The following is a 21474-nucleotide window of genomic DNA, read 5'->3' on the forward strand; positions in this document are numbered from 1 at the left end:
GCCCCGTCTCCTCTAGGCTGCGCACATGGAGAAGCTCTCGCTCGATGCCCTGGTGCGTGAACAGTCATCGAGAGCGGGGCAGGCATCGAGCGGCAGAAGCGCGACCACGGTCTACGGCGGCCACGAACACGTGCTGCGCCAGACCGTCATCGCCATACAGGCGGGCAAGTCGCTCGCGGAACACGAGAACCCGGGCGAAGCGACCGTGCACGTCCTCCGCGGCCGGGTCCGGCTCAGCTCCGGCGAGGTGTCGTGGGAAGGCCGTCAGGGTGACCTGCTGGTCGTTCCCCCGGCCGCGCATTCGCTGCTGGCGCTGGAGGATTCCGCCGTACTGCTCACCGTGGCGAAGCAGCTCCTCACCTAGTCGCTGCACGACCCAGTTCGTCGAGGCTGCCCTATCGACCGAGGAACGGTCGCCGGTCGCCTAGACTCAGTGGCGTGCTGGGTCTCCCGGATCACGTGAAAGCGTGCCTGTTCGATCTCGACGGCGTCCTGACCCAGACCGCGAAGGTGCACGCCGCAGCCTGGCAGCAGACCTTCGACGAATATCTGCAGGAACGGGCGAAGCGCACCGGCGAGCCCTTCGTCCCGTTCGACATCGCCGACGACTACGACCGCTACGTCGACGGAAAGCCCCGAGCCGACGGTGTCCGATCCTTTCTCACCGCGCGCGGGATCAGCCTGCCCGAGGGTGATCCCGACGACCCACCGTCGGCGGAGACGGTGAACGGCCTGGGCAACCGCAAAAACACCCTGCTGCTCAAGAAGATCCGCGAGAGCGGTGTCGAAGCATTCCCCGGCTCGGTGCGCTACGTGAAGGCGGTGGCGAAGGCGGGCATCCATCGGGCGGTCGTGTCGTCGAGCGCCAATTGCCGCGATGTCCTTGTGGCCGCGGGTATCGACGATCTGTTCGAGGCCCGGATCGACGGCGTGGTCGCGACCCGCGAGTCGCTGAAGGGGAAGCCCGCTCCGGATACCTTTCTCGCCGGTGCCCGGGCGCTCGGCGTACCACCCGCCGACGCAGCGGTCTTCGAGGACGCGCTCGCCGGCGTCGAGGCCGGCCGGGCCGGCGGCTTCGGAATCGTCATCGGCGTCGACCGGGTGGGGCAGGCCCAGGCGCTGCGGACCCATGGCGCCGACCGCGTCGTCAAGGACCTCGCCGAGCTCCTCGACGAGCCGTCGTGATCGCCCACCCGGGTTTCGCCGTCGAGCCGTGGTGCCTTCGGGTCACCGGCCCGGACCTGGAGGTGCTCTCGCAGACCGAGTCGGTCTTCGCCCTGTCCAATGGACATATCGGCTGGCGTGGCAACCTCGACGAGGGCGAGCCGCACGGGCTGCCCGGCTCCTATCTCAACGGCGTGTTCGAGCTGCGCGGACTCCCGTACGCCGAGGCCGGCTACGGCTATCCGGAGTCCGGCCAGACCATCATCAACGTCACCAACGGGAAGCTGATCCGGCTCCTCGTCGACGACGAGCCGTTCGACATCCGGTACGGCGAACTCCGCAGCCACGAGCGCATCCTCGACTTCCGAACCGGGGTGCTGCACCGCCAGGCCGAGTGGCAGTCGCCGGCCGGTCGCACGGTCCGGGTCACCTCCGACCGCATGGTCTCCTTCGTGCAACGGTCGGTCGCGGCGATCAGTTACGAGGTCGAACCGATCGACGGCCCGGCGCGCATCGTGGTGCAGTCCGAGCTGGTCGCCAACGAACAGCTGCCGTCGTTCGGGAACGACCCACGCCGGTCCACCACCCTCGCTCCCCCATTACGTTCCGAGCAACACGGGGCGCGCAACGCCCGGGTGGAGCTGGTCCACCGCACGTCCCGCAGCGAACTGCGGATGGCCGCCGCGATGGACCACATCGTCACCGAGCCGGCCGACGTACACGTCGAGTCCGAGAGCTCACCCGACGTCGGCCGGGTGACGATGACGACGACGCTGCAACCCGGCCAGAAGCTGCGGATCATCAAGTTCGTCACCTACGGCTGGTCGGCCACCCGCTCGCTACCCGGGGTGCGCGACCAGGTCGGCGCGGCCCTCGTCGGCGCCCGGCAGACCGGGTGGGAGGGACTGCTCGCCGAGCAACGCACCTACCTCGACGAGTTCTGGGACCACTCCGACGTCGAACTCGACGGCGACGCGGAGGTGCAGCAGGCCGTCCGGTTCGCGTTGTTCCACGTGCTGCAGGCGGGAGCGCGTGCCGAGGGCAGGTCGATCCCCGCGAAGGGTCTCACCGGTCCCGGGTACGACGGACACTGCTTCTGGGACACCGAGACCTATGTGCTGCCGGTGCTCATCTTCACCGTTCCCGACGCGGCGGCGCACGCACTGCGCTGGCGGCACGCCACCCTGCCGCTCGCACTGGAACGGGCCCGCCAGCTCGGGTTGGAGGGAGCGGCCTTCCCGTGGCGCACCATCCGAGGTGAGGAATGCTCCGGATACTGGCCGGCGGGTACGGCGGCATTCCACGTCGGAGCCGACATCGCCGACGCCGTGGTCCGCTATGTCGACGCCACCGCCGATCGCGACTTCGAGGAGTCCGTCGGCGTCGAGCTGCTCGCGCAGACCGCGCGGCTCTGGCGCTCCCTCGGCCACCACGACCCACAGGGGCGGTTCCGCCTCGACGGTGTCACCGGGCCCGATGAGTACAGCGCCATCGCCGACAACAACGTCTACACCAACCTGATGGCGCAGCAGAACCTGCGGGCGGCCGCCGACGCCGCCGCCCGGCACCCGGGAAAGGCGTTGGAACTCGGTATCGACGCCGAGGAGATGGCTTCGTGGCGGGACGCGGCCGAGGCGACCCTGATCCCCTACGACGAAGCGCTCGGCGTCCACCCGCAGGCGGCGGGCTTCACCCGGCACCAGGAGTGGGACTTCGCCAACACCAAACCCGAGCAGTACCCGCTGCTGCTGCATTTTCCCTACTTCGACCTCTATCGCAAGCAGGTGGTCAAGCAGGCCGACCTGGTCCTCGCGATGCAACTGCGCGGCGACGCCTTCACCGACGAAGAGAAGGCCCGCAACTTCGCCTACTACGAGCGGCTGACGGTGCGCGACTCGTCGCTGTCGGCCTGCTGCCAGGCGGTGATGGCCGCGGAGGTCGGCCATCTCGACCTGGCGCACGACTACCTCGGTGAGGCGGCGCTCATCGACCTCGACGACCTCGAGCACAACACCCAGGACGGTCTGCACATCGCGTCGCTGGCCGGAGCGTGGATCGCGCTCGTCGTCGGGCTCGGTGGCATGCGGCAGAAGGGCGACACCATCCGGTTCGCGCCGAGATTGCCGGACGGCCTGAGCCGACTCGCGTTCAACGTCTACCTGCGCGGGCAACGGCTGCGGGTCGAGGTCACCCACGAGTCGGCGACCTACCGGGTCGGCGACGGAAATCCGATGACCATCATCCACCACGGCGAGACGGTCGTCGTACCCGCACGGGAACGACTCGTGCGCCCGATCCCCCCGCCACCGAACCGACCGACGCCGACCCAACCGCCCGGGCGGGCACCGGCCCGCCGGCACGCCGACGGCTTCCGTCGTCCCATCGGCCCTACCGAATAAGTAGGTGGGCCCGTCAGCCCATGTGCGGGTAGCGGTGGTCCGTGGGCGGGACGAACGTCTCCTTGATCGTGCGCGGGGAGACCCAGCGCAGCAGGTTGAGGATCGACCCGGCCTTGTCGTTGGTGCCGCTCGCGCGGGCACCGCCGAACGGCTGCTGCCCGACCACCGCTCCGGTGGGCTTGTCGTTGACGTAGAAGTTGCCGGCCGAGAAGCGCAGCGCCGTCTCCGCTTCCAGCACCGCCGCCCGATCGGTCGCGAACACCGCTCCGGTCAGGGCGTACGGCGCGGCGTCGGCGGCCTGGGCGAGCACCCGCGACCAGTCGCCGTCGTCGTAGACGAAGACCGTCAGGATCGGCCCGAAGAACTCCCGCCGGAACATCTCGTGGTCGGGATCGGAGCAGACGATGACCGTGGGAGCGACGAAGTAGCCCTCCGAGTCGTCGTACGAACCGCCGGCCAGGATCTCGCAGGCCGGGTCGGTGCGCGCCGCATCGAGCACCGCCGCATGCTTGTCGAACGCCCGCCGGTCGATCACCGCGCCGCCGAAGTTGGTGAAGTCGGCGATGTCGCCGTAGCGCAGGCTGTCGGTCGTCTCGGCAAGTGCGTCGCGCAGACCGGAGTCCCACAGCGACCGCGGGACGTAGGCCCGGGACGCGGCTGAACACTTCTGCCCCTGGTATTCGAAGGCACCCCGCACCAGCGCGGTCGTGAGCGGCGCGATCGGCGCGGAGGGGTGGGCGATCACGAAGTCCTTGCCCCCCGTCTCCCCGACCAGCCGCGGATAGGTGCGGTACGACGCAATGTTCGTGCCGACCGTCGACCACAGGTGCTGGAACGTCGCCGTGGAGCCGGTGAAATGGATGCCGGCGAGATCTGGGTCGACGAGCGCAACGTCGCTGACCGCGGCCCCGTCACCGGTCACCATGTTGATGACGCCCGGCGGCAGACCGGCCGCCTCCAGCAACCGCATCGTGTAGTGGGCCGCCAGTTGCTGCGTCGGCGAGGGCTTCCACAGCACCGGCACCCCCATCAGCGCGGGTGCCGTCGGCAGGTTGCCGGCGATCGAGGTGAAGTTGAACGGGGTGATCGCCAGCACGAACCCTTCGAGCGGCCGGTGGTCGAAGCGGTTCCACGTCCCCGCCGCCGACTGCGGCTGCTCGGCGAGGATGCGGCGCGCAAAATGCACGTTGAAGCGGAAGAAGTCGGCCATCTCGGCGACCGCGTCGATCTCGGCCTGAAAGACGGACTTGCTCTGCCCGAGCATCGTCGCCGCATTGATCGTGTCGCGCCACGGGCCGGCGAGCAGGTCCGCGGCCCGCAGCAGTACGGCGGCCCGCTCGTCGAACGGCATCGCCCGCCAGGCCGGGGCGGCGGCCTTCGCCGCGACGACCGCGTCGCGCACGTCCTGCGGGGTGGCGTTGTGCAGGGTGCCGAGCACACCGGCATGCCGGTGCGGCTGCACCACGGCGACGGGAGCGCCGCCGCCGGGCCGCTGCTGCCCGCCGATCGTCATCGTCAGCTCGACCTGCTCGTGGCCCATCTCCTTGAGCCGGGCCTCGATCTGGGCGCGGTCACCGCTGCCCGGTGGATAGCTGCGGATCGGCTCGTTGACCGGCGTGGGTGGGACGGTGACGGCATCCATGGCGTGCTCCCCGGTACGACGACGGACCTGGTAGATCAGAGTAGTTCGACCAGCGGACCAAGTTCCTGGGTGGCGTACCACCCCAGGTCGTAGCCCTCGGCGCCGTCCACCACGAACTGCGCATCGGCGCTGCCGAGGTCGGCGTCGAGGACCGACCGCGCGGCCTTCGCCACGGTGTCCTCCGCCGCGGCGTCGTCGAGGTGGGCGGCGACGACCTGATCCATGACGACCGGCTGACCGAGCCGCACCACGGCCCGGTCCAGATCCGGTCGGGGCGTGACGTCCGCGTCGGGAACGTCCGCCACGACGACCACGCGGCGGCGGGGCGCGGCCGGGTCGTCGTCGAGCAGCCGCAACGCGGCCCGAGCGGCGGCGAGCAGCGCGGCGTATTCGAGCGACTCGGCGTCCTCGTCGACGTACCACTCGCGCAGCGCCGGGGTGACCGCAAACGCCGTCAGCGGCGCGGATCCCATCGTTCCGCTGTCCAGCAGCGCGCGCAGGGCAGGCACCGTCGCGGGGAGGTAGACCCTCACCGGCGCGCCTCCGCCGGTAGGGCGGTCAGCGCCGCAAAGCAGGTGCGCAGGGCGGTGTCGAGCACCTGGCCGCGTCGTTTCGGGTTCATCAGGTTGGATCCGATCGCCGTGAGGTCCTCCGGGCCGGGGCCGAGCATCGTCACCTCGGTGCCGGCGGCGCGCACCTTCTCCGCCTCGTGCAGCAGCCGGCGGGTCTGCCCGCGCCGCCAGCCGCGTTCGACCCGGGCCACCGCCGACCGTGGCCGGTCGAAGGCGAACGAGATCAGCGGCGCGAGAACGACCACCTCGTCGAGGCCCAGACCGGCCAGCAGATCGAGCGAGGTGGGCGAACACACCCCGCCGTCGATGTAGCGCCGGTCGTCGATCGCCACCGGCGCGTACCAGCCGGGGATGGCGCAGGAGGCGGTGACCGCGTCGGCGAGCGGCGAGACCGGCGCGCCGTCCCGGCCGAACGCCACCCGGCGGCCGGCGTCGTAGTCGAAGGCGACGATCCACGGGCGCGGCTGCCGCGGCCACGGGCCGTCGCCGGCCAGATCGTCGACCATCCGGCGGACCGGCTCGAGCGTGCCCCGTCCCCGCGGCAGCAGGCCGGACAACGCCGCGGCGGCCGGGATCCGGCGCGGGTGCCGCACCACCTGCGTGATGAGCCGCGGCGACCCGAGCGCGAACCCGGGCCGCGGCGGCAACGACCCACCGGAGTCGCCGTCGTAGTCCCAGCTGATGAACGGGTCGTCGGACCGGGAGGCCCCGCGCTGATGGCGGAGCATGGCGTCGACCGACACCCCGTGGCTCAGCAGCGCGGCCGCGACCGAGCCGGCGGAGGTCCCGACGCAGATCTCGACGCTGCGCGCGTCGACGCCGACGAACTGTTCGAAGGCGTGCAACGCCGCGACCGTCCAGGTGAAGCCCAACACGCCGCCGGCGCCGAGCACCAGGCCCCGGCGGCTCGCCCCTTCACTCACGGGAGCAGACCCACCAGTTCGGCCAGGGACTCCTCGATCAGCGACGCGAGGATGCCGACGTCGCTCATCGCGTCGCGGTCGGCGTTGAGCCCGTAGTAGACGCCGCCGTCGTAGGACGTGAGCCCGATCGACACGGCCTGACCCTTGGCCAGCGGGACGACGGGGAACACCTCGAGCATCCTGGCACCACCGGCGTACAGGGGCATCTGCGGGCCGGGGACGTTGGTTACGACGACGTTGAACAGCCGGCGCGACAGGCTGCTCGCGGCCCGGGCGCCCATCGCGTGCAAGGTCGGCGGGGCGAATCCGGACAACCGGATCAACGCGTCGGCGCCCACCGACTGGCCGGCTTCCTTGTGCGCCTTCATCGCGTAGCTCACCCGGGACAACCGGACGAGCGGGTCGGGCTCCCCCACCGGGAGATCGACGAAGTACGACAGGATCCGGTTGCCCGTCGCGCCCTGGCCGGTGTCGGTGCGCACCGACACCGGAACCATCGCCCGGATCTCCGAGGCGCTCGTCACCGGCTCACCGCGGGTCATCAGGAATCCCCGCAACGCCCCCGCCACCGTGGCGAGCACGACATCGTTGACGGTGCCGCCGTGCTGCTTGCGGACCCGCTTGTAGTCGTCGAGCTCGGTGCGGGCGACCGCGAACCGGCGCTGCGCGCCGATCGGGACGTTGAACGGGCTGTCCTGCGCCGGACGCGCGGCGGTGCGGGCGGCGGCCGCGAGTCCCCCGATCGCGCCGAGGATCGTCTCGGCGGTGTGTTGCACGTCACGGATGCCCATCCGCACGGTGTCCAGCGCGGCGGACGGCCGGCCGGCGAGGTCGGCGACGGCGTCGAGGACGAGTTCGACCGGTCCGGGCGCCGGCCGCGGCATCCACAGCTCTTCCGGCACCTCACGCGGCTGCGGCGTCGGGTCGAGGATCACCTGCGTCAGATCGACCGCGCTGACGCCGTCGACCATGGCGTGGTGGGTCTTGCTGATGAGGGCGATCCGGCCGTCGTGCACACCTTCGACGCAGTACATCTCCCAGAGCGGCCGGCTGCGGTCCAGCGGACGCGACATCAGCCGCGACACGAGTTCGGCCAACTGCAGGTCGGAGCCCGGCCGGGGCAGCGCACTGCGCCGTACGTGGTAGCCGATGTCGAAGCCGGAATCGTCGACCCACACGGGGTTGCCCAGATGACCGGGTACGCCGACCACCTTCTGCCGGTACCGGGGCACCAGCGCGATCCGACGTTCGATCAACCGGACGAGGTGGTCGTAGTCGAAGCCGCGGGAGGGCGGCTCGAACACCGCGACCCCGCCCACGTGCATCGGCGTCGTCGGTTCCTCGGCGTAGAGGAACGAGACGTCCAGTGCGCTCAACCGATCGGCCACCTCGGCAGCACCTCCCTGGCGCGGGCCTGACCCTTTCATGCTGCCACGTCGGACCTGCCGGCATGCGAGCCCGGCGATACGCGGCGAACCGTCAGGCCACGGCGAGCGTCCGGGCGAGGTCGACCAGCCCACGCCGCAGCCGACTCCTCGGGGCGACCTCTGCCAGCGTCTTGCCGAGACCGAGCGCGGAATCGACCGCCGCGGCGTCGGCGGGGAGGAAGACCGGTTCGCCGACGCCGGTATGGCGCTGCAGGGCGGCACCGATCTCGCGCCGCGGATCACCCGGTATCGCCGCCTTCCGGACCCGGTTGACGACGACCCGCGGGGTCAGGTCGGGAAGCACGTCGGCGAGCTCGCCGAGGCAGCGCACCAGGCGCGCCAGCCCGACCGGGTCGGCTCCGCCGACGCAGAGCACCACGTCCGCCGCGGCCAGCGCCGCAATCGTCGCGCCGTTGCGTCGCGGGGCCATCGTGTCGTAGGCGATCTCCTCGTCCTGCTCCACACAGAAGCCGCAGTCGACGACGGTGAACGGCACCAGGCTGCGGGCGACGTCGAGCACCGCCTCGATCGAGCCGGGCCGAAGCTCCGGCCACCGGTCGGCCCGGGCGATGCCGGTCAGGACCCGCAACGACGGGCCGACGGCGAGCGCGAGATCGGCGAGCGAGGTGACGTCGAGGGTGCCGGCGGCGGCGTGGCGGGCGGCGGCGGCCAACCCGGGCGATTCGTCGAGCAGGCCGAGGACCTGGGCGACCACCCCGCCGTAGACGTCGCCGTCGACGAGCAGGGTCGGTACGCCGAGCCGGGCCGCCTCGTCGGCGAGCCCGACGGCGACGGTGGTGCGTCCCGGCGCACCGGTCGGGCCCCAGACGGCGACGACCGTGCCGTCGCCGCCCGGCGCCGGCGACGCGACACCCGGGGTCCCCAGGTGCGGCGCCGCGCCATGCGGATCGGAGACCACCCGGCGGGCGGCCTCGGTGCCGAGCCCGGCCACCGCCGACAGCACCGCCGCGGAGATCGCAGCAGCACCCGCGTCAGCCGCCAGCACCGCCGGTACGCCGAGCGCGGCGAGCCGGCTCTCGGCCACCTCGTCACCGGGGTTGACCAGCCCCACCACCGCCACCCCTGCCGCGGCGAGCCGGGTCACCGCATCGCGGTCGAGGCGACGCAGGTCGGCCGCGAGCAGTGCGGCCCGGGCGGTGCCCGCGGCGGCCGCGGCGAGCAGGTCGGCGAGGTCGACACAGCGCCGGACCACCGAGACGCCGTAGTCGGCGCGGTCGAGCTCCCCGACCAGATCCGCCTCCCAGCGGGCGCCGGTGACCGCGGTCAGGACCGGGACGCTCACCGGCCCGACCCGCCCACATGCTGGGTGACGTAGAGGGTGCTCCCGGCGACCGCGGCGATCAGGGCCGACTCCTGGTCGCGGTGCACCCGCACCGTCAGTTGCACCTTGTCGCTCCCGGCCGACAGGCCCGACCGGCCGCCGGAGACGGCCTGCACCGGTGCTCCCTGCAGCACCGGGCGGGTCGTTCCGTGCGGATCACCGGCGGACGCGGGGCCGGCGTAGACGTCGATACGGTCACCGCGGGACAGCCCCGGCGGCAGAACGCTCGGGTCGACCGGGAGCGGGACCAGCACACCGTCCGGCACCGGACCGAGCGCCGACCGCGGCAGGAAGTCGCCGCCACTCAGATCCCGGTTGGTGACCTGACCCGCCGGGGAGACCGCCGTGGACAGGTAACGCGGGGCGTCGGCGTAGAGCCGGACCCGCACCGGACGCAGGTCCCCGGCGGTCAGTGCCGTTCCCGACGCGACGTCGTGGGAGAGGCCCCAGATCGTGACCGACTTGTCGGCGCCGGCAACCACCCGGGCCCCGACGGCGACCGCGACGAGGACGAGGAGCACCCCGATCAGCATCCGGAGGTTCACCCAGGACGGGGTGCGGAGACGGCGCGCGGCCGGCGATCGTGGTTCCGGCACGGTCTCTCCCAACACGTCGGAGTCGAGGACGCCGGTGGTGCCGCCTCCGCCACTGACTGGGTGATGGTGCCAAACGCCGGCCGGGGACACCATTCGGTGTCCACAGGCGGCTGTGGACGGCGTCGGCAGCGGCAGCGGCGCAGGTGCCACACTGTTCGCGATGCCCGTTGACCGGTTTCTCACCCTCAGCGACGTCGCCGAGGTGCTCAACATCTCCGCGTCGCAGACCTACGCGCTGGTGCGCAGCGGCGATTTGCCCGCGATCAAGATCGGGGGCCGCGGCCAGTGGCGGGTCGAGCGCGATCAGCTCGAGTCCTACATCGCCCGGATGTACACCGAGACGCGGGATTTCGTCCAGGGGCACCCGCTCGGCCGCGACGAGCCGGTTCCCCAGGACTGATCCGGTGCCCCAGGACTGATCACGACGCCCGGACCACCGCGAGGGCGGCCATGGGGACCGTGCGCACCTGCCGCACCGCCCGGGCCCGGCGCGCCTCGCCGGCCGCGTGCTCCGCGATCTCGACGAAGTCCGCGCCCACCCGGTCGAGGGTTCCCGCGATCCGGGTCGCGTCGACGAGGGTGACGACCGTGCTGGACCGGTCGCGGGCGACACCACGCAGCGCATAGGCGAGACCGAGGCGGGCCGCGACCCGGCCCTCGCTGCCGGGTATGGCGGACAGGGCGTCAAGCCCGGCGATGCTGGTCACCGCCGCGAGCGGCACCAGCGCCTCGCGGTCCGGCCGCTCCGCCACCAGCGCCCAGTCCGGGCCGGTCCGCTCCAGGACGCCGACCACCTGCTCACCGCCCCGGCAGGACAACCGCACCGGATGCCCGACGGCGGCGCGCAGCCGGTCGACGAGTCGCAGCGCGGCCACCTCGGTGCGGGTGCGTTCGACCACCTCGCCCGCCAGCTCCGCGGCATCGGCCGCCGCGGCCTGCGCCTCGAGGTCGGCGAAGAGCCGCTCCCATCGCACGAGCCGGCCTAGCTCGGCGACGGCTGCCGCGAACGGCTACCCACGTAGTCGGCGAGCAGGCTCAGGTAGCCCGGGGCGAAGCCGGTGGCGTCCGGCGTCTCGAGTCGATGGTCGCCGCCCTCGAGCACGGCCACGGTGAGCAGGTCCGGGCGGACGTGGCGCCGGTAGGAGTCCACGCTGGCCTCGACCGGGACCGCCGTGTCGTTCGCGCCGAAGACGGTGAGGATCGGCACGGTCAGCAGTCGCATCGCCGCGCGCGGGTCGTGGTCGATCAGGGCGGCGGTCAACCCCCACAGCGCGGCGTCGGCGGGCACGAATGCGCCGATGTCGGCCAGGATCCGCATCGCTTCGGCCCGGGCGGAATCGGCCATCCACGCCGCTACCTGCGGCCACGGTGTCCGGGCCGCCGCGAGGTCGAACAGCTCCGTCATGGCGGCGAGCCCGGTGTCGACGTCGGCGGCGCTGCGGCCCTGCAGCCCCTGGCGGGTGGCGAACATCTCCTGCTCGCGCGGGCTGACACCGGGCCCGGAGTTGGTGATCACGAAGCCCACCGCCGCGCCGCGCGCCGCGGCCTCCAGCACGACCCAGCCACCCTGGCTGTGCCCGAACAGTCCGGCCGACGATGCCCCGATCGCGCCCCGGCAGGCCGCGACGCAGGCCACCGCGTCCTGCGCCTGGCCCACGATGTCGGCGTCGGTCCACGCCCCGGTCGAGCCGCCGACCCCCCGCTTGTCGAACGACGCCACCGCCCACCCGGTGGCGAGAAACCGCTCCCGGATCGGCGGGAAGAGCGTGTCGTTGTCGCGGTCGCTGGGGCCGGAGCCCGGATGCATGACGACCAGCGGCGCCTCGGGCTCCCGGTCCGGGAGCCAGATGCTCCCGGCGAGCTCGCAATCCGGTCGCGGCACCACGATCTCCCGACGCTGCATCGCCCGAGTATGTCGACCCGCGACGACGTACTCCACCGAAAATCTACTCCCCTTGACCGCAGGTACATGGAGGCTATACAAAGCAAACGCACGCAAACGAAGGTAGGTGGCCATGACGCGATGGGCGCGGACGACCGGTGCGGGTGTGCTCCTCGCGGGGCTCGTGCTCCTGGTGGCGTGGGTGAGCCCGGACCCGCGCACGCTCGGGCCGATGCTGGCCCACCCGCAGGGTTACCTCGACCGGGTCGGACCCGATCGGGCCGCGATCACCCTCGTCGCGGTGACCTGCTGGCTGATCCTCGGCTGGCTGCTCCTCGCGGTCTCGGCCACCGCGGCGGGTTCTCTTCCGGGACTCCTCGGGACGATCGCGCGGGCGGTCTCCGGCCGCCTGGTCCCGGCGACCCTGCGCCAGGCGACCGTGCTCGCCCTCGGGCTGTCCGTCGCGACCGGCGGCGCGTCGGCGGCGGCCGACTCGGGGCACGTGCCGGGCGGCCGCCCGGACCGGGCCGTCACCGTCTCGTCCAGCCTCGCGCTGCCGGGCCGGGCCACCGCCCGCATCGACGTCGACTGGCCGGTCGGACCGGCGACCGCCGCGGCGCCGGCCCGCCGCACGGTGACCGTTGCTCCCGGCGAGTGTCTGTGGGACCTCGCCGCCACCCAACTGGGCCCGGGCGCGACGAACGCCCAGATCGCCGCCGAATGGCAGCGCTGGTACGCCGCGAACCGCAGCGTCATCGGGCCGGATCCGGACCTGATCCACCCCGGCCAGCGGCTGCTGTCCCCCGAGCCGCACCGACCCGACCGAATGGAGCAGCGATGACGGTCGCCGCGTTCACCGAGATCTCCGCCGCGGAGCCCGCCGACCTAGTCCCGGGTGCCCCGCGGCCGACGATCGGGCCGCGGGTGCGACCCGTGCCGGCGCTCGAGCCGCCCTACGATCCGCTCGACGACGACGACCGACCGCATCTCACGCTGCTCTCAGGTCCCCAGCCATTGCCGTTCGACGACCTGCCGTCGCCGCAACGCCCGGTCGCCGAGGCGGCTCCGCGCCGGACCCGGCTCGGGCAGCAGTTCTGGGGTCCGCAGCCGACCCGGCGTAAGGACCTGCCCGATCCGCGACCGGTGGCCCATCGCTTCCTGCAGGCCTCGGTCGAGGCGCTGGCCGGCCGGCGCCCGGCCACCCAACTCCAGCAATGGACCAGCCCGGCCGTGTTCGCGGACCTGTCCCGCGCCCTGCGCTCCCGCCGGAACGACGCCGCATCAGCCACCCCGACCGTGCTCTCCGTGCACGTCAGCGAACCCGCGGACGGAGTGGCCGAGGTGTGCGCGGTCATCCGGCACGGGGATCGGGCCCGCGCCGCGGCCGCCCGGCTCGAAGGCGTGGACGGGCGGTGGCGCTGCGTCGCGTTACAGCTGGGCTGACCAATTGGGCCGACCAACTGGCCTGACCAACTGGGCTGGCCGCCGCGGTCAGCCCGCCGTCGGTGCCCCGTGACAGCGCTTGTACTTCTTGCCCGACCCGCAGGGGCACGGCGCGTTGCGGGACGGTCCGCTGCCGGTGACGGTGGTGGTGTTGGCCGACTCGGCCTCCTGCTCCGCCTGCTCGCTGTCGAGCGTCGGCGCCGAATACTGCAGCCCGTCCGCCCGCGCACCGGGCGCCGCGAGCCCCTTGGCGCTGATCGCCGGACCGGCGGAGACCGGCTCGGGATCGCGGTGGGCACCGCGACCGGCGGCACCGTTCCCGTCGACGGACGGGTCCGGCTTGGCGGTCGCGGTCGCACCCGAGATCTCGCCGGTCGGCTCGTTGTTCGCGATCACGGTGACGCCGGCCTCGGACGGGTCGGACACCTGCTGGGGATCGACCTGCACGTCGACGTTGAACAGGTAGCCGACCGACTCTTCCTTGATCCCGTCGAGCATCGCGGAGAACATCTCGAAGCCCTCGCGCTTGTACTCCACCAGCGGGTCGCGTTGGGCCATCGCCCGCAGGCCGATGCCCTCCTGCATGTAGTCCATCTCGTAGAGGTGCTCGCGCCACTTGCGGTCCAGCACGGACAGCACGACCTTGCGCTCGAGCTCGCGCATGACCTCTGAGCCGAGCGTTTCCTCGCGGGCGTCGTACGCCGCGTGCGCGTCGGCCTTGACCTCCTCGAGCAGCAACTCGACGGAGAGCCCGCTCAGCTCGCCGCCGGCCTGCACGACGACGTCGTCGACGGTGACCGTGGCGGGATAGAGCGTCTTCAACGCGGTCCAGAGCTGGTCGAGATCCCAGTCCTCGGGGTAACCCTCGGCCGTCGCTCCGGAGATGTAGGCGGTCACGACGTCGTCGATCATGTGTTGCACCTGCTCGTGCAGGTCGGCTCCGTTGAGGACCCGGCGGCGCTCGGCGTAGATGACCTCACGCTGGCGGTTCATGACCTCGTCGTACTTCAGGACGTTCTTGCGGATCTCGAAGTTCTGCTGCTCGACCTGGGTCTGCGCCGAGCGGATCGCCCGGCTGACCATCTTGGCCTCGATCGGCTGGTCATCGGGGATGTTGAGGCGGGTCATGATCGCTTCGACGGTCGTGGCGTTGAAGCGGCGCATCAGGTCGTCGCCGAGTGACAGGTAGAACCGGGACTCGCCGGGGTCGCCCTGGCGCCCGGACCGGCCTCGCAGCTGGTTGTCGATACGCCGGGACTCGTGCCGCTCGGTGCCGAGTACGTAGAGGCCGCCGAGCTCGACGACCTCGTCGTGCTCGTTGGCGGTCGCCGCCGACGACTTCTCCAGCGCGGCCGGCCAGGCGGCCTCGTACTCCTCCGGGCTCTCCGCCGGGGTGATCCCCCGCTGGCGCAGCTGGAGGTCGGCGGCGAACTCCGGGTTTCCGCCGAGCATGATGTCGGTGCCGCGACCGGCCATGTTGGTCGCCACGGTGACCGATCCCTTGCGGCCGGCCTGCGCGACGATCGCCGCTTCCTTCTCGTGGAACTTCGCGTTGAGCACCTCGTGCGGGATGCCGCGGCGTACCAGCAGCCCGGAGAGCAACTCGGACTTCTCCACGCTCGCCGTGCCGACGAGCATCGGCTGGCCGGCGGCGTTGCGCTTGGCGATGTCGTCGACGACGGCGTCGAACTTGGCCTCTTCGCTCTTGTAGACGACGTCGGTCTCGTCGGCCCGGACCATCGGCATGTTGGTGGGGATCGGGATGACCCCGAGCTTGTAGGTCTGCTGCAGCTCGGCGGCCTCGGTCATCGCCGTACCGGTCATCCCGGCGAGCTTGTCGTAGAGCCGGAAGTAGTTCTGGAGGGTGATCGTCGCGAGGGTCTGATTCTCCTCCTTGATCTCCACCCCCTCCTTGGCCTCGATGGCCTGGTGCATCCCCTCGTTGTAGCGGCGGCCCTGCAGCACGCGGCCGGTGAACTCGTCGACGATCAGCACCTCGCCGCTCGCCACGACGTAGTCCCGGTCCCGCTTGTAGAGCTCCTTCGCCTTCAGCGCGTTGTTGAGGTAACCGACGAGCGGGGTGTTGACCGCCTCGTAGAGGTTGTCGATGCCGAGCTGGTCCTCGACCTTCTCCACGCCGGCCTCGCTGATCGCGACGGTCCGCTTGCCCTCTTCGACCTCGTAGTCGATGTCGCGGGTGAGCATCGGGGCGATCCGGGCGAACTCGGTGTACCAGCGGGCGCTCTGCTCGGCCGGGCCGCTGATGATCAGCGGGGTCCGGGCCTCGTCGATCAGGATCGAGTCGACCTCGTCGACCACCGCGAAGTTGTGGCCGCGCTGCACCAGCTCCGAGGCGTCCCAGGCCATGTTGTCGCGCAGGTAGTCGAAGCCGAACTCGTTGTTGGTGCCGTAGGTGATGTCGCAGTTGTACTGCGTGAGCCGGTGTTCGGGGGTCTCGTTGGCGAGAATGACGCCGACCGTGAGCCCGAGGAACCGGTGCACCCGGCCCATCCACTCGGAGTCGCGCTTGGCGAGGTAGTCGTTGGTCGTGACCAGGTGCACGCCCTTGCCGGCCAGCGCGTTGAGGTAGACCGGGAGGGTGGACACCAGCGTCTTGCCCTCGCCGGTCTTCATCTCGGCGACGTTTCCGAGGTGCAGCGCGGCACCGCCCATGATCTGGACGTCGAAGTGCCGTTGGCCGAGGGTGCGCTTGCTGGCCTCCCGGACCACCGCGAAGGCCTCGGGCAGCAGCTCGTCGAGGGTCTCGCCCTCGGCGAAGCGGGCCCGGAACTGGTCGGTCTGCTCCCGCAGCTCCTCGTCGGTCAGGTCGACGTAGTCGGGCTCGAGGGAATTGACGTGCTCGGAGATGCGGGCCAGCCGCCGTAGCAGCTTGCCCTCGCCGGCACGCAGGATCTTCGCAAGTACCACGGTGTGACTTCCCACTCCTCAGAGGTCGGCTCGTCCCATGGTAGGCGCCGACCCCCGGCTCCGAGGCAACCCACGGGCCCCTGCGGCGCGTGGGTGACCCCGGGCCCGGTCCCCCGAACGGACGCTACGAGGAGCGTACGGCGTACTCGGCGGCCGCGACGGCCGCCTGGGGCGCCGCGCCGTTGACCGGCGCAGCCATGGTGTCGGTGAGCCGGATGACGCCGTACGCGAAGCCCTTACGGCGATAGACGACGCTGGCGAGACCGGTCGTCGCGTCGGCGAAGAGATAGAAGTCGTGCCCGACGAGTTCCATCGCGAACAGGGCCTGGTCGACGGTCATCGGCGCCGCGCTGTGCTGCTTCTGACGGACGATCCGGCCGGGCGAGCCGTCGTCCTGGTCGCCATCGCCGAAGTCGCCATCGACGGCATCGGCTTCGTCGCCGGCGGGCCGGTCCGCCGCCTCGGCGTTCGCTCCGACCATGGCGGCGCTGGTGGCGTCGAGCACCTCGGCCGGCGCCGCGTCGACCCGATCGACCGCGTCGGACACCGAGGGTGGCCGGTGGTGACCGTAGTGCACCCGGCGGCGGTCGGCCGCGCGGCGCAGACGTGCCTCGAGCTTGCTCACCGCGGCCTCGAGAGCGGAATAGAAGTCGTGGGCGCAGGCCTCGGAGCGGACGACCGGGCCGCGCGATTTGCAGGTGATCTGGACGTTCTGGCACGCACTGGACTGGCGTGGATTGCGTTCGTGCTGGAGTTCGACGTCGACCCGGATCACCTTGTGGTCATAGCGTTCGATCCGGCCCAGCTTCTCCGCGACAAACTGCCGATAATGCTCTGGAACCTCGACGTTTCGGCCCCTCACGACAATGTCCACACAGACCTCCCGGTACTGATCTCCCCCGGCGACGCCGGGGCGTTCCTGTCGGAGAATCGGCTCCCTTCCGGTGTCCTTCGTCATCTCCGACGCTAGTCGGGTTGCGGCTCGCCGGACACCCTTTGCCGGTCCCGGCGCAAGGATTGTGGTCGACGGGGCGTCGCGGCAACCGCAGCGCAAGCAGTGATGTCGATCTTCGCGTCGCGCAGAGCGCGCGCGGCTTCGACGAGTGTCGCGCCGGTGGTGACCAGATCGTCGACGACGACGACGGTGCGCCCGCTGCACGCGGCGGTGCCCGATGCCACAGTGAGGACGCCGGCGAGGTTGGCCGAGCGGGCCGCGGCCGACAACCCGGCCGAATCACGCGGTCTGCCCCGCACCCGGAGAGCGGTGACGACCACGACCGCGAGCCCGTCGACCGATAGCGCCGTCGCGGCGTGACGCGCCAGTCGCCGTACGTGATCACCGCCCCGGGCCCGCGCCACCGACCGGCGGGACGGCACCGGGATCAGGACCAGTTCCGTGCCGCCTGGTCCGGTCGGGCAGGTTCGGCGCACCGCCCCGGCTAGTGCGGCGCCGAACGGGCCGGCCAGCTCCCGGCGGCCGCGCTCCTTGTAGGCGAGCAGCGCGGACCGGACCTCACCCTCGTAGCGACCAGCCACCCACAGCGGCGGCATCCCCGGCGGGCTCGGGCGCGGCCGGTGCGGCATCGGGCGGTCGAGCAGGCCGGCGCACGACCCGCACCACGCCGGGCCCGGCCGCCCGCAGCCGCCGCAGCCGACCGGAAAGACGAGGTCGAGCAGGTCGGCGAGCACGCACCCGATCGTGGCTGCCCGAACGCCCGGGCCGCGATGACCCGCCCGGATCTGTGGACAAGGACGGCACCCTCACCCCGGATAGGTCGGCGCCACCGCGTAGATCAGCTGGTTGTTGCGCAGCAGCTGGTTCCAGGACCGGTCGGCCAGGAGCCACATACTGCCGGCGGAGGAGACCAACGTGAGGTGCTCGGGGGCGGCCGCGACCGCCGTCGGCGGGCCGGGCAGCCCGGCGGTGCTCTGGGCGGCCTCGGCGGAGCCGTCCATCTGGATCTGCCACGGCACCCGGGCCGAACTCGCGTTGGGGGCCAGCGCCGCGAGCTCGGTGGCCGACGCCCAGGACACGTCCGTCGCCTCGGAGAGGTCGGCTCCGGCCGGTCGTAGGCCGTCGACCGTCGTCGTACCGGACTGCGTCGACACCCGGCCGACGTAGAGCCGGCCGCGGCCGATGAGGGCGACCCGGGTGCCGTCCCGCGACAACTGCAGTTGGGTGATCGGGGCGTAACGGGCGAGCTCGGGCGCGGCCACGACCTGCGCGGCGCCGTGGACCGGGACGCTGACGAGGTCGACCCCGTCGCGCACTGTCCAGACCGCGCTGGAGTCCCGCTCCCAGGTGGGTGGGGTGAGCGTCGTGGCATGCAGTCGATCGGTCAGTGACCCGCCGAGCGGGCCGACGAAGAGGTGCTCGCTGCCGGTGCGGATGTTGACCCCGGCGAGCATCCCGCGGTTCAACCCGACGGCGACCGAGGACAGGCCGTAGGCGCCGGTCCCGGCCGGGCCGTCGATCCGCCCGTCCTGCGTCCAGACCGCACCGTCGGCGAGGAAGTAGGCGGAGGCACTCGTCGGCAGCGCGTCCGGGTCGAAGCTCTGCCAGTCCGACTGTTGCTGTTCGATCCCGACGCCGGGAACGGTCAGCGGCTGGCCGTCGGCGAGGATCTGCACCGGGTCGGAATTGAGCTGGTCAAGCGTCCACACGATCTGGGCCGACATTCCCATGAGCTGGCCCGACGTCATCGACCCGAGCCCGGACAGGTCCACCGTGATCACCGGCGACGACTGGACGATGTTGCGGCGCAGGGTGACCCCGGACGGCACTGCGGTGCGGACCGCGGGCGACAGCCAGGACGACGGGCCGGCGAGCAGGGCCGCCACCATCCGGTTGGCCAGCGAGCCGGCCGGCACCGAGAAGTAGCGCGGGTCGGGAACGACGACGTCGTGCTGCGGGCCGAGGAAGTAGAGGTTGACCCGCTGGTAGTTGCGGGCGAAGTCGCTGGAGGTGACGAACACTCCGGGCGGCGGGCTGCCGACCCGCCACTGACCGTCGATCTTGCGTAACGAGAGCGTCAGCCGCAACCGACCCGGCTCCGCGGTGTAGGAACCGTCGGTGCCCACCGTGGCCACCCGGCGCACCGACAGCGCGACCCTGCTGCCGTCCCGGGACGGGTTGACGTAGACCTGGTTGCCGTCGTAGACGGTGGCGCCGGCGCCGTCATCCCAGGACGTCGCCGCGCGCGGCGTGAGGTATTTGCGGGCGACGTCGTGCTGGGGATCGCCGCCGGAGGTGGCGTCGAGGAAGCCCTGCACGATCTCGCTGGGGCCCATGCCCCGCCGGGGCGGACTGGGTACCGAACGCACATTCGGCCCCTGCTCGAGCGCGAGGCCCGCGTGCACCTTGCGCACGCTGATCGGCGCGGAGGTCTCCGGGACACTCGCGCAGGCGGTGACCACGAGTACGGCGACCGCCGAACACAGCGCCAGGCACACCCGGGAGGCCCTCATGACTGCCCCGCCACCCGCGTCGCGTCGGTCGGTGACGGCCCGCCCGCTGCGCCGGGCGGGTGCTCGGCGACCGCGGGATCGTCGGCGACCGTCCCGTCGTCGGCCGCCAACGCCCGGGCGTCCGGCGGTTCGAGCGGAAGCGGCGACCAGCTCAGTACGTCGCCGGCCCGGGTCGGGACGGTCAGCCGGAACTGCGCCCCGTGCCCGGAGCGGCCCCACACGTTGAGCCACCCGTTGTGCAGCCGGGCGTCCTCGAGGCTGATGGCGAGCCCGAGCCCGGTGCCGCCGGTACGCCGGTTGCGGGAGGGGTCGGCCCGCCAGAACCGGTTGAAGACCAGCGCGGCCTCGCTCTGGGTCAGGCCGACGCCGTGGTCGCGCACGGTCACGGCGACGGCGTCGGCGTTTCCGGCGAGCGCCACCTCGACCGGTAGCCCGTCCCCGTGCTCCAGCGCGTTGCCGAGCAGGTTGCGCAGGATCCGCTCGATCCGCCGGGGGTCGATCTCGGCGACCACCGGGGCGTTGGGCGTCCGGACCACGAGGTCGCTCCCGGCCCGGGCGGCGATCGGGGCGACGCCGTCGACCGCCCGGTCGACGAGGAGCCGCAGGTCCACCGGCTCGGCGTCGAGCTCGACCGCGCGGGCGTCGTGCCGGCTGATCTCCAGCAGGTCGACGAGCAGTGCCTCGAACCGGTCGAGCTCGGCCTGCAGGAGCTCGGCCGAGCGGGCCACCCCGGTCGGGAATCCGTCGCGGGCGGCGTAGAGCAGGTCGGCGGCCATCCGCACGGTGGTCAGCGGCGTCCGCAGTTCGTGCGACACGTCACTGGTGAACCGTCGCTGCAGCCGGGACAGGTCCTCGAGCTGGGTGATCTGCTGCTGCAGGCTCTGCGCCATGTGGTTGAACGACGTGGCGAGCCGGGCCAGGTCGTCCTCCCCGCGCACCGGCATCCGTTCGGCCAGGTGACCGGCCGACAGCCGCTCGGCGGTGGCGGCGGCCGACCGCACCGGCCGGACCACCTGCCGGGTCACCAGCACGGCGATCGCGGCGACCAGCAGCACGAGGACCAGGCCGGCGACGACGACGGTCCGCTGCACCAGCGCGAGCGTGCGCTGCTCGGTCTGCAGCGGAAAGAGGTAGTAGAGCCCGAAGGTGCCCACCGGGCTGGTCACCGGCTCACCGATGATCAGACCCGGGCTGGACTGACCGCCCTCGTGCCGGATCGGGCCGAATTCATAGCTCTGCTTGGACTGGGAGACCAACCGGCGCAGCCGGTCGGGGACCGTCGTCGGGTCGACGTTGCCGGAGACGACCGGCTCCTGCCCTACGGCCTGGGGCAGGATCACGACGTCGAACAGGCCCGCGTTGCTGCCCTTGCCGGAGAGGTTGGCGACCAGGTTGTTCAGCGCGTTGCGGACCGTGTCCGCGCCGGACGCGGTGATCACCGACATCTGAGCGGTCGACACCCGGAGCCCGTCGTCGGCCTCGGCCAGTGCCGCGTGCCGTTTGGCGTCGAGCAGACCGGCGCTGATCTGCCCGAGCAGCACGATGCCGATGATCAGGACGACGATGCCGGAGACCAGCGCGGTCGTGGCTGCCACCCGCACCTGCAGCGAGTGCCGCCACCGGGAGCGCAACCAGGCCGCCGGTGGCCCAACGACGGCGCGGACGCGTGCAAGGGCGGTCATCACGGA

Annotated in this window: 19 protein-coding genes; 6 read left to right on the plus strand and 13 right to left on the minus strand. The window is 71.9% G+C overall.

The genetic code is table 11. The annotated features are described in order from the left end of the window. Positions 1 to 25: 25 nt before the first annotated feature. The 3 genes from VGH85_10340 (at position 26) to VGH85_10350 (ending at position 3563) form a co-directional block, all read left to right on the plus strand. Positions 26 to 364, plus strand: coding sequence for a cupin domain-containing protein (locus VGH85_10340; protein HEY2174195.1), 339 nt, complete (start codon positions 26 to 28; stop codon positions 362 to 364). 74 nt (positions 365 to 438) lie between these two features. Then, on the plus strand, positions 439 to 1185 hold the full coding sequence (locus VGH85_10345; protein ID HEY2174196.1) for a beta-phosphoglucomutase family hydrolase: 747 nt from the start codon (positions 439 to 441) through the stop codon (positions 1183 to 1185). Next, entirely contained in the window at positions 1185 to 3563 is a 2379-nt protein-coding gene (locus VGH85_10350; GenBank protein ID HEY2174197.1) for a glycosyl hydrolase family 65 protein, read from the plus strand. The genes VGH85_10345 and VGH85_10350 overlap by 1 nt, the downstream gene beginning before the upstream one ends. A 13-nt stretch (positions 3564 to 3576) precedes the next feature. On the opposite strand, the gene pruA is transcribed toward VGH85_10350, so the two are convergent. From pruA to VGH85_10380, 6 genes are all read right to left on the minus strand, one after another. After that, a complete protein-coding gene (pruA, locus tag VGH85_10355) occupies positions 3577 to 5205 on the minus strand; it encodes an L-glutamate gamma-semialdehyde dehydrogenase (GenBank protein HEY2174198.1) in 1629 nt (542 codons plus the stop codon). Positions 5206 to 5240: 35 nt separating this feature from the next. Further along, on the minus strand, positions 5241 to 5678 hold the full coding sequence (locus VGH85_10360) for a hypothetical protein (protein ID HEY2174199.1): 438 nt from the start codon (positions 5676 to 5678) through the stop codon (positions 5241 to 5243). Between the two features lie 56 nt (positions 5679 to 5734). Next, positions 5735 to 6700 carry a patatin-like phospholipase family protein gene (locus tag VGH85_10365; GenBank protein HEY2174200.1) on the minus strand — a complete coding sequence of 322 codons (966 nt, stop codon included), beginning with the start codon at positions 6698 to 6700 and terminating at the stop codon, positions 5735 to 5737. Further along, a complete protein-coding gene (locus VGH85_10370; protein ID HEY2174201.1) occupies positions 6697 to 8088 on the minus strand; it encodes a wax ester/triacylglycerol synthase family O-acyltransferase in 1392 nt (463 codons plus the stop codon). The genes VGH85_10365 and VGH85_10370 overlap by 4 nt, the downstream gene beginning before the upstream one ends. 91 nt (positions 8089 to 8179) lie before the next feature. Further along, entirely contained in the window at positions 8180 to 9430 is a 1251-nt protein-coding gene (locus tag VGH85_10375) for a hypothetical protein (GenBank protein ID HEY2174202.1), read from the minus strand. Next, on the minus strand, positions 9427 to 10065 hold the full coding sequence (locus tag VGH85_10380; GenBank protein HEY2174203.1) for an SAF domain-containing protein: 639 nt from the start codon (positions 10063 to 10065) through the stop codon (positions 9427 to 9429). Before VGH85_10380 ends, VGH85_10375 begins: the two co-directional genes overlap by 4 nt. A 160-nt stretch (positions 10066 to 10225) precedes the next feature. Here VGH85_10380 and VGH85_10385 point away from each other — a divergent pair, with 160 nt between their 5' ends. After that, positions 10226 to 10465, plus strand: a complete 240-nt coding sequence (locus VGH85_10385) for a helix-turn-helix domain-containing protein (protein ID HEY2174204.1) — start codon at positions 10226 to 10228, stop codon at positions 10463 to 10465. Between the two features lie 19 nt (positions 10466 to 10484). Here VGH85_10385 and VGH85_10390 read toward each other — a convergent pair whose 3' ends face one another. Then, positions 10485 to 11039, minus strand: coding sequence for a hypothetical protein (locus tag VGH85_10390; protein ID HEY2174205.1), 555 nt, complete (start codon positions 11037 to 11039; stop codon positions 10485 to 10487). An 8-nt stretch (positions 11040 to 11047) separates the two neighbouring features. Next, a complete protein-coding gene (locus tag VGH85_10395; GenBank protein HEY2174206.1) occupies positions 11048 to 11968 on the minus strand; it encodes an alpha/beta hydrolase in 921 nt (306 codons plus the stop codon). A gap of 112 nt (positions 11969 to 12080) precedes the next feature. On the opposite strand from VGH85_10395, the gene VGH85_10400 reads away from it, so the two are divergent. Further along, entirely contained in the window at positions 12081 to 12788 is a 708-nt protein-coding gene (locus VGH85_10400; protein HEY2174207.1) for a hypothetical protein, read from the plus strand. Further along, entirely contained in the window at positions 12785 to 13390 is a 606-nt protein-coding gene (locus VGH85_10405; protein HEY2174208.1) for an Rv3235 family protein, read from the plus strand. The genes VGH85_10400 and VGH85_10405 overlap by 4 nt, the downstream gene beginning before the upstream one ends. A 48-nt stretch (positions 13391 to 13438) precedes the next feature. On the opposite strand, the gene secA is transcribed toward VGH85_10405, so the two are convergent. From secA to mtrB, 5 genes are all read right to left on the minus strand, one after another. After that, positions 13439 to 16318: a preprotein translocase subunit SecA gene (gene secA / locus VGH85_10410; protein HEY2174209.1), complete on the minus strand. Its 2880-nt coding sequence runs from the start codon at positions 16316 to 16318 to the stop codon at positions 13439 to 13441. A gap of 124 nt (positions 16319 to 16442) precedes the next feature. Continuing rightward, on the minus strand, positions 16443 to 17180 hold the full coding sequence (raiA, locus tag VGH85_10415) for a ribosome-associated translation inhibitor RaiA (protein ID HEY2174210.1): 738 nt from the start codon (positions 17178 to 17180) through the stop codon (positions 16443 to 16445). A 104-nt stretch (positions 17181 to 17284) separates the two neighbouring features. Beyond that, entirely contained in the window at positions 17285 to 18007 is a 723-nt protein-coding gene (locus VGH85_10420) for a phosphoribosyltransferase family protein (protein ID HEY2174211.1), read from the minus strand. 72 nt (positions 18008 to 18079) lie between these two features. After that, positions 18080 to 19786 carry an LpqB family beta-propeller domain-containing protein gene (locus tag VGH85_10425; protein ID HEY2174212.1) on the minus strand — a complete coding sequence of 569 codons (1707 nt, stop codon included), beginning with the start codon at positions 19784 to 19786 and terminating at the stop codon, positions 18080 to 18082. After that, a complete protein-coding gene (gene mtrB / locus VGH85_10430; GenBank protein ID HEY2174213.1) occupies positions 19783 to 21468 on the minus strand; it encodes an MtrAB system histidine kinase MtrB in 1686 nt (561 codons plus the stop codon). The genes VGH85_10425 and mtrB overlap by 4 nt, the downstream gene beginning before the upstream one ends. Positions 21469 to 21474: the final 6 nt, after the last annotated feature.

Source organism: Mycobacteriales bacterium (assembly GCA_036497565.1).
In the GTDB taxonomy this organism is placed as follows: domain Bacteria; phylum Actinomycetota; class Actinomycetes; order Mycobacteriales; family QHCD01; genus DASXJE01.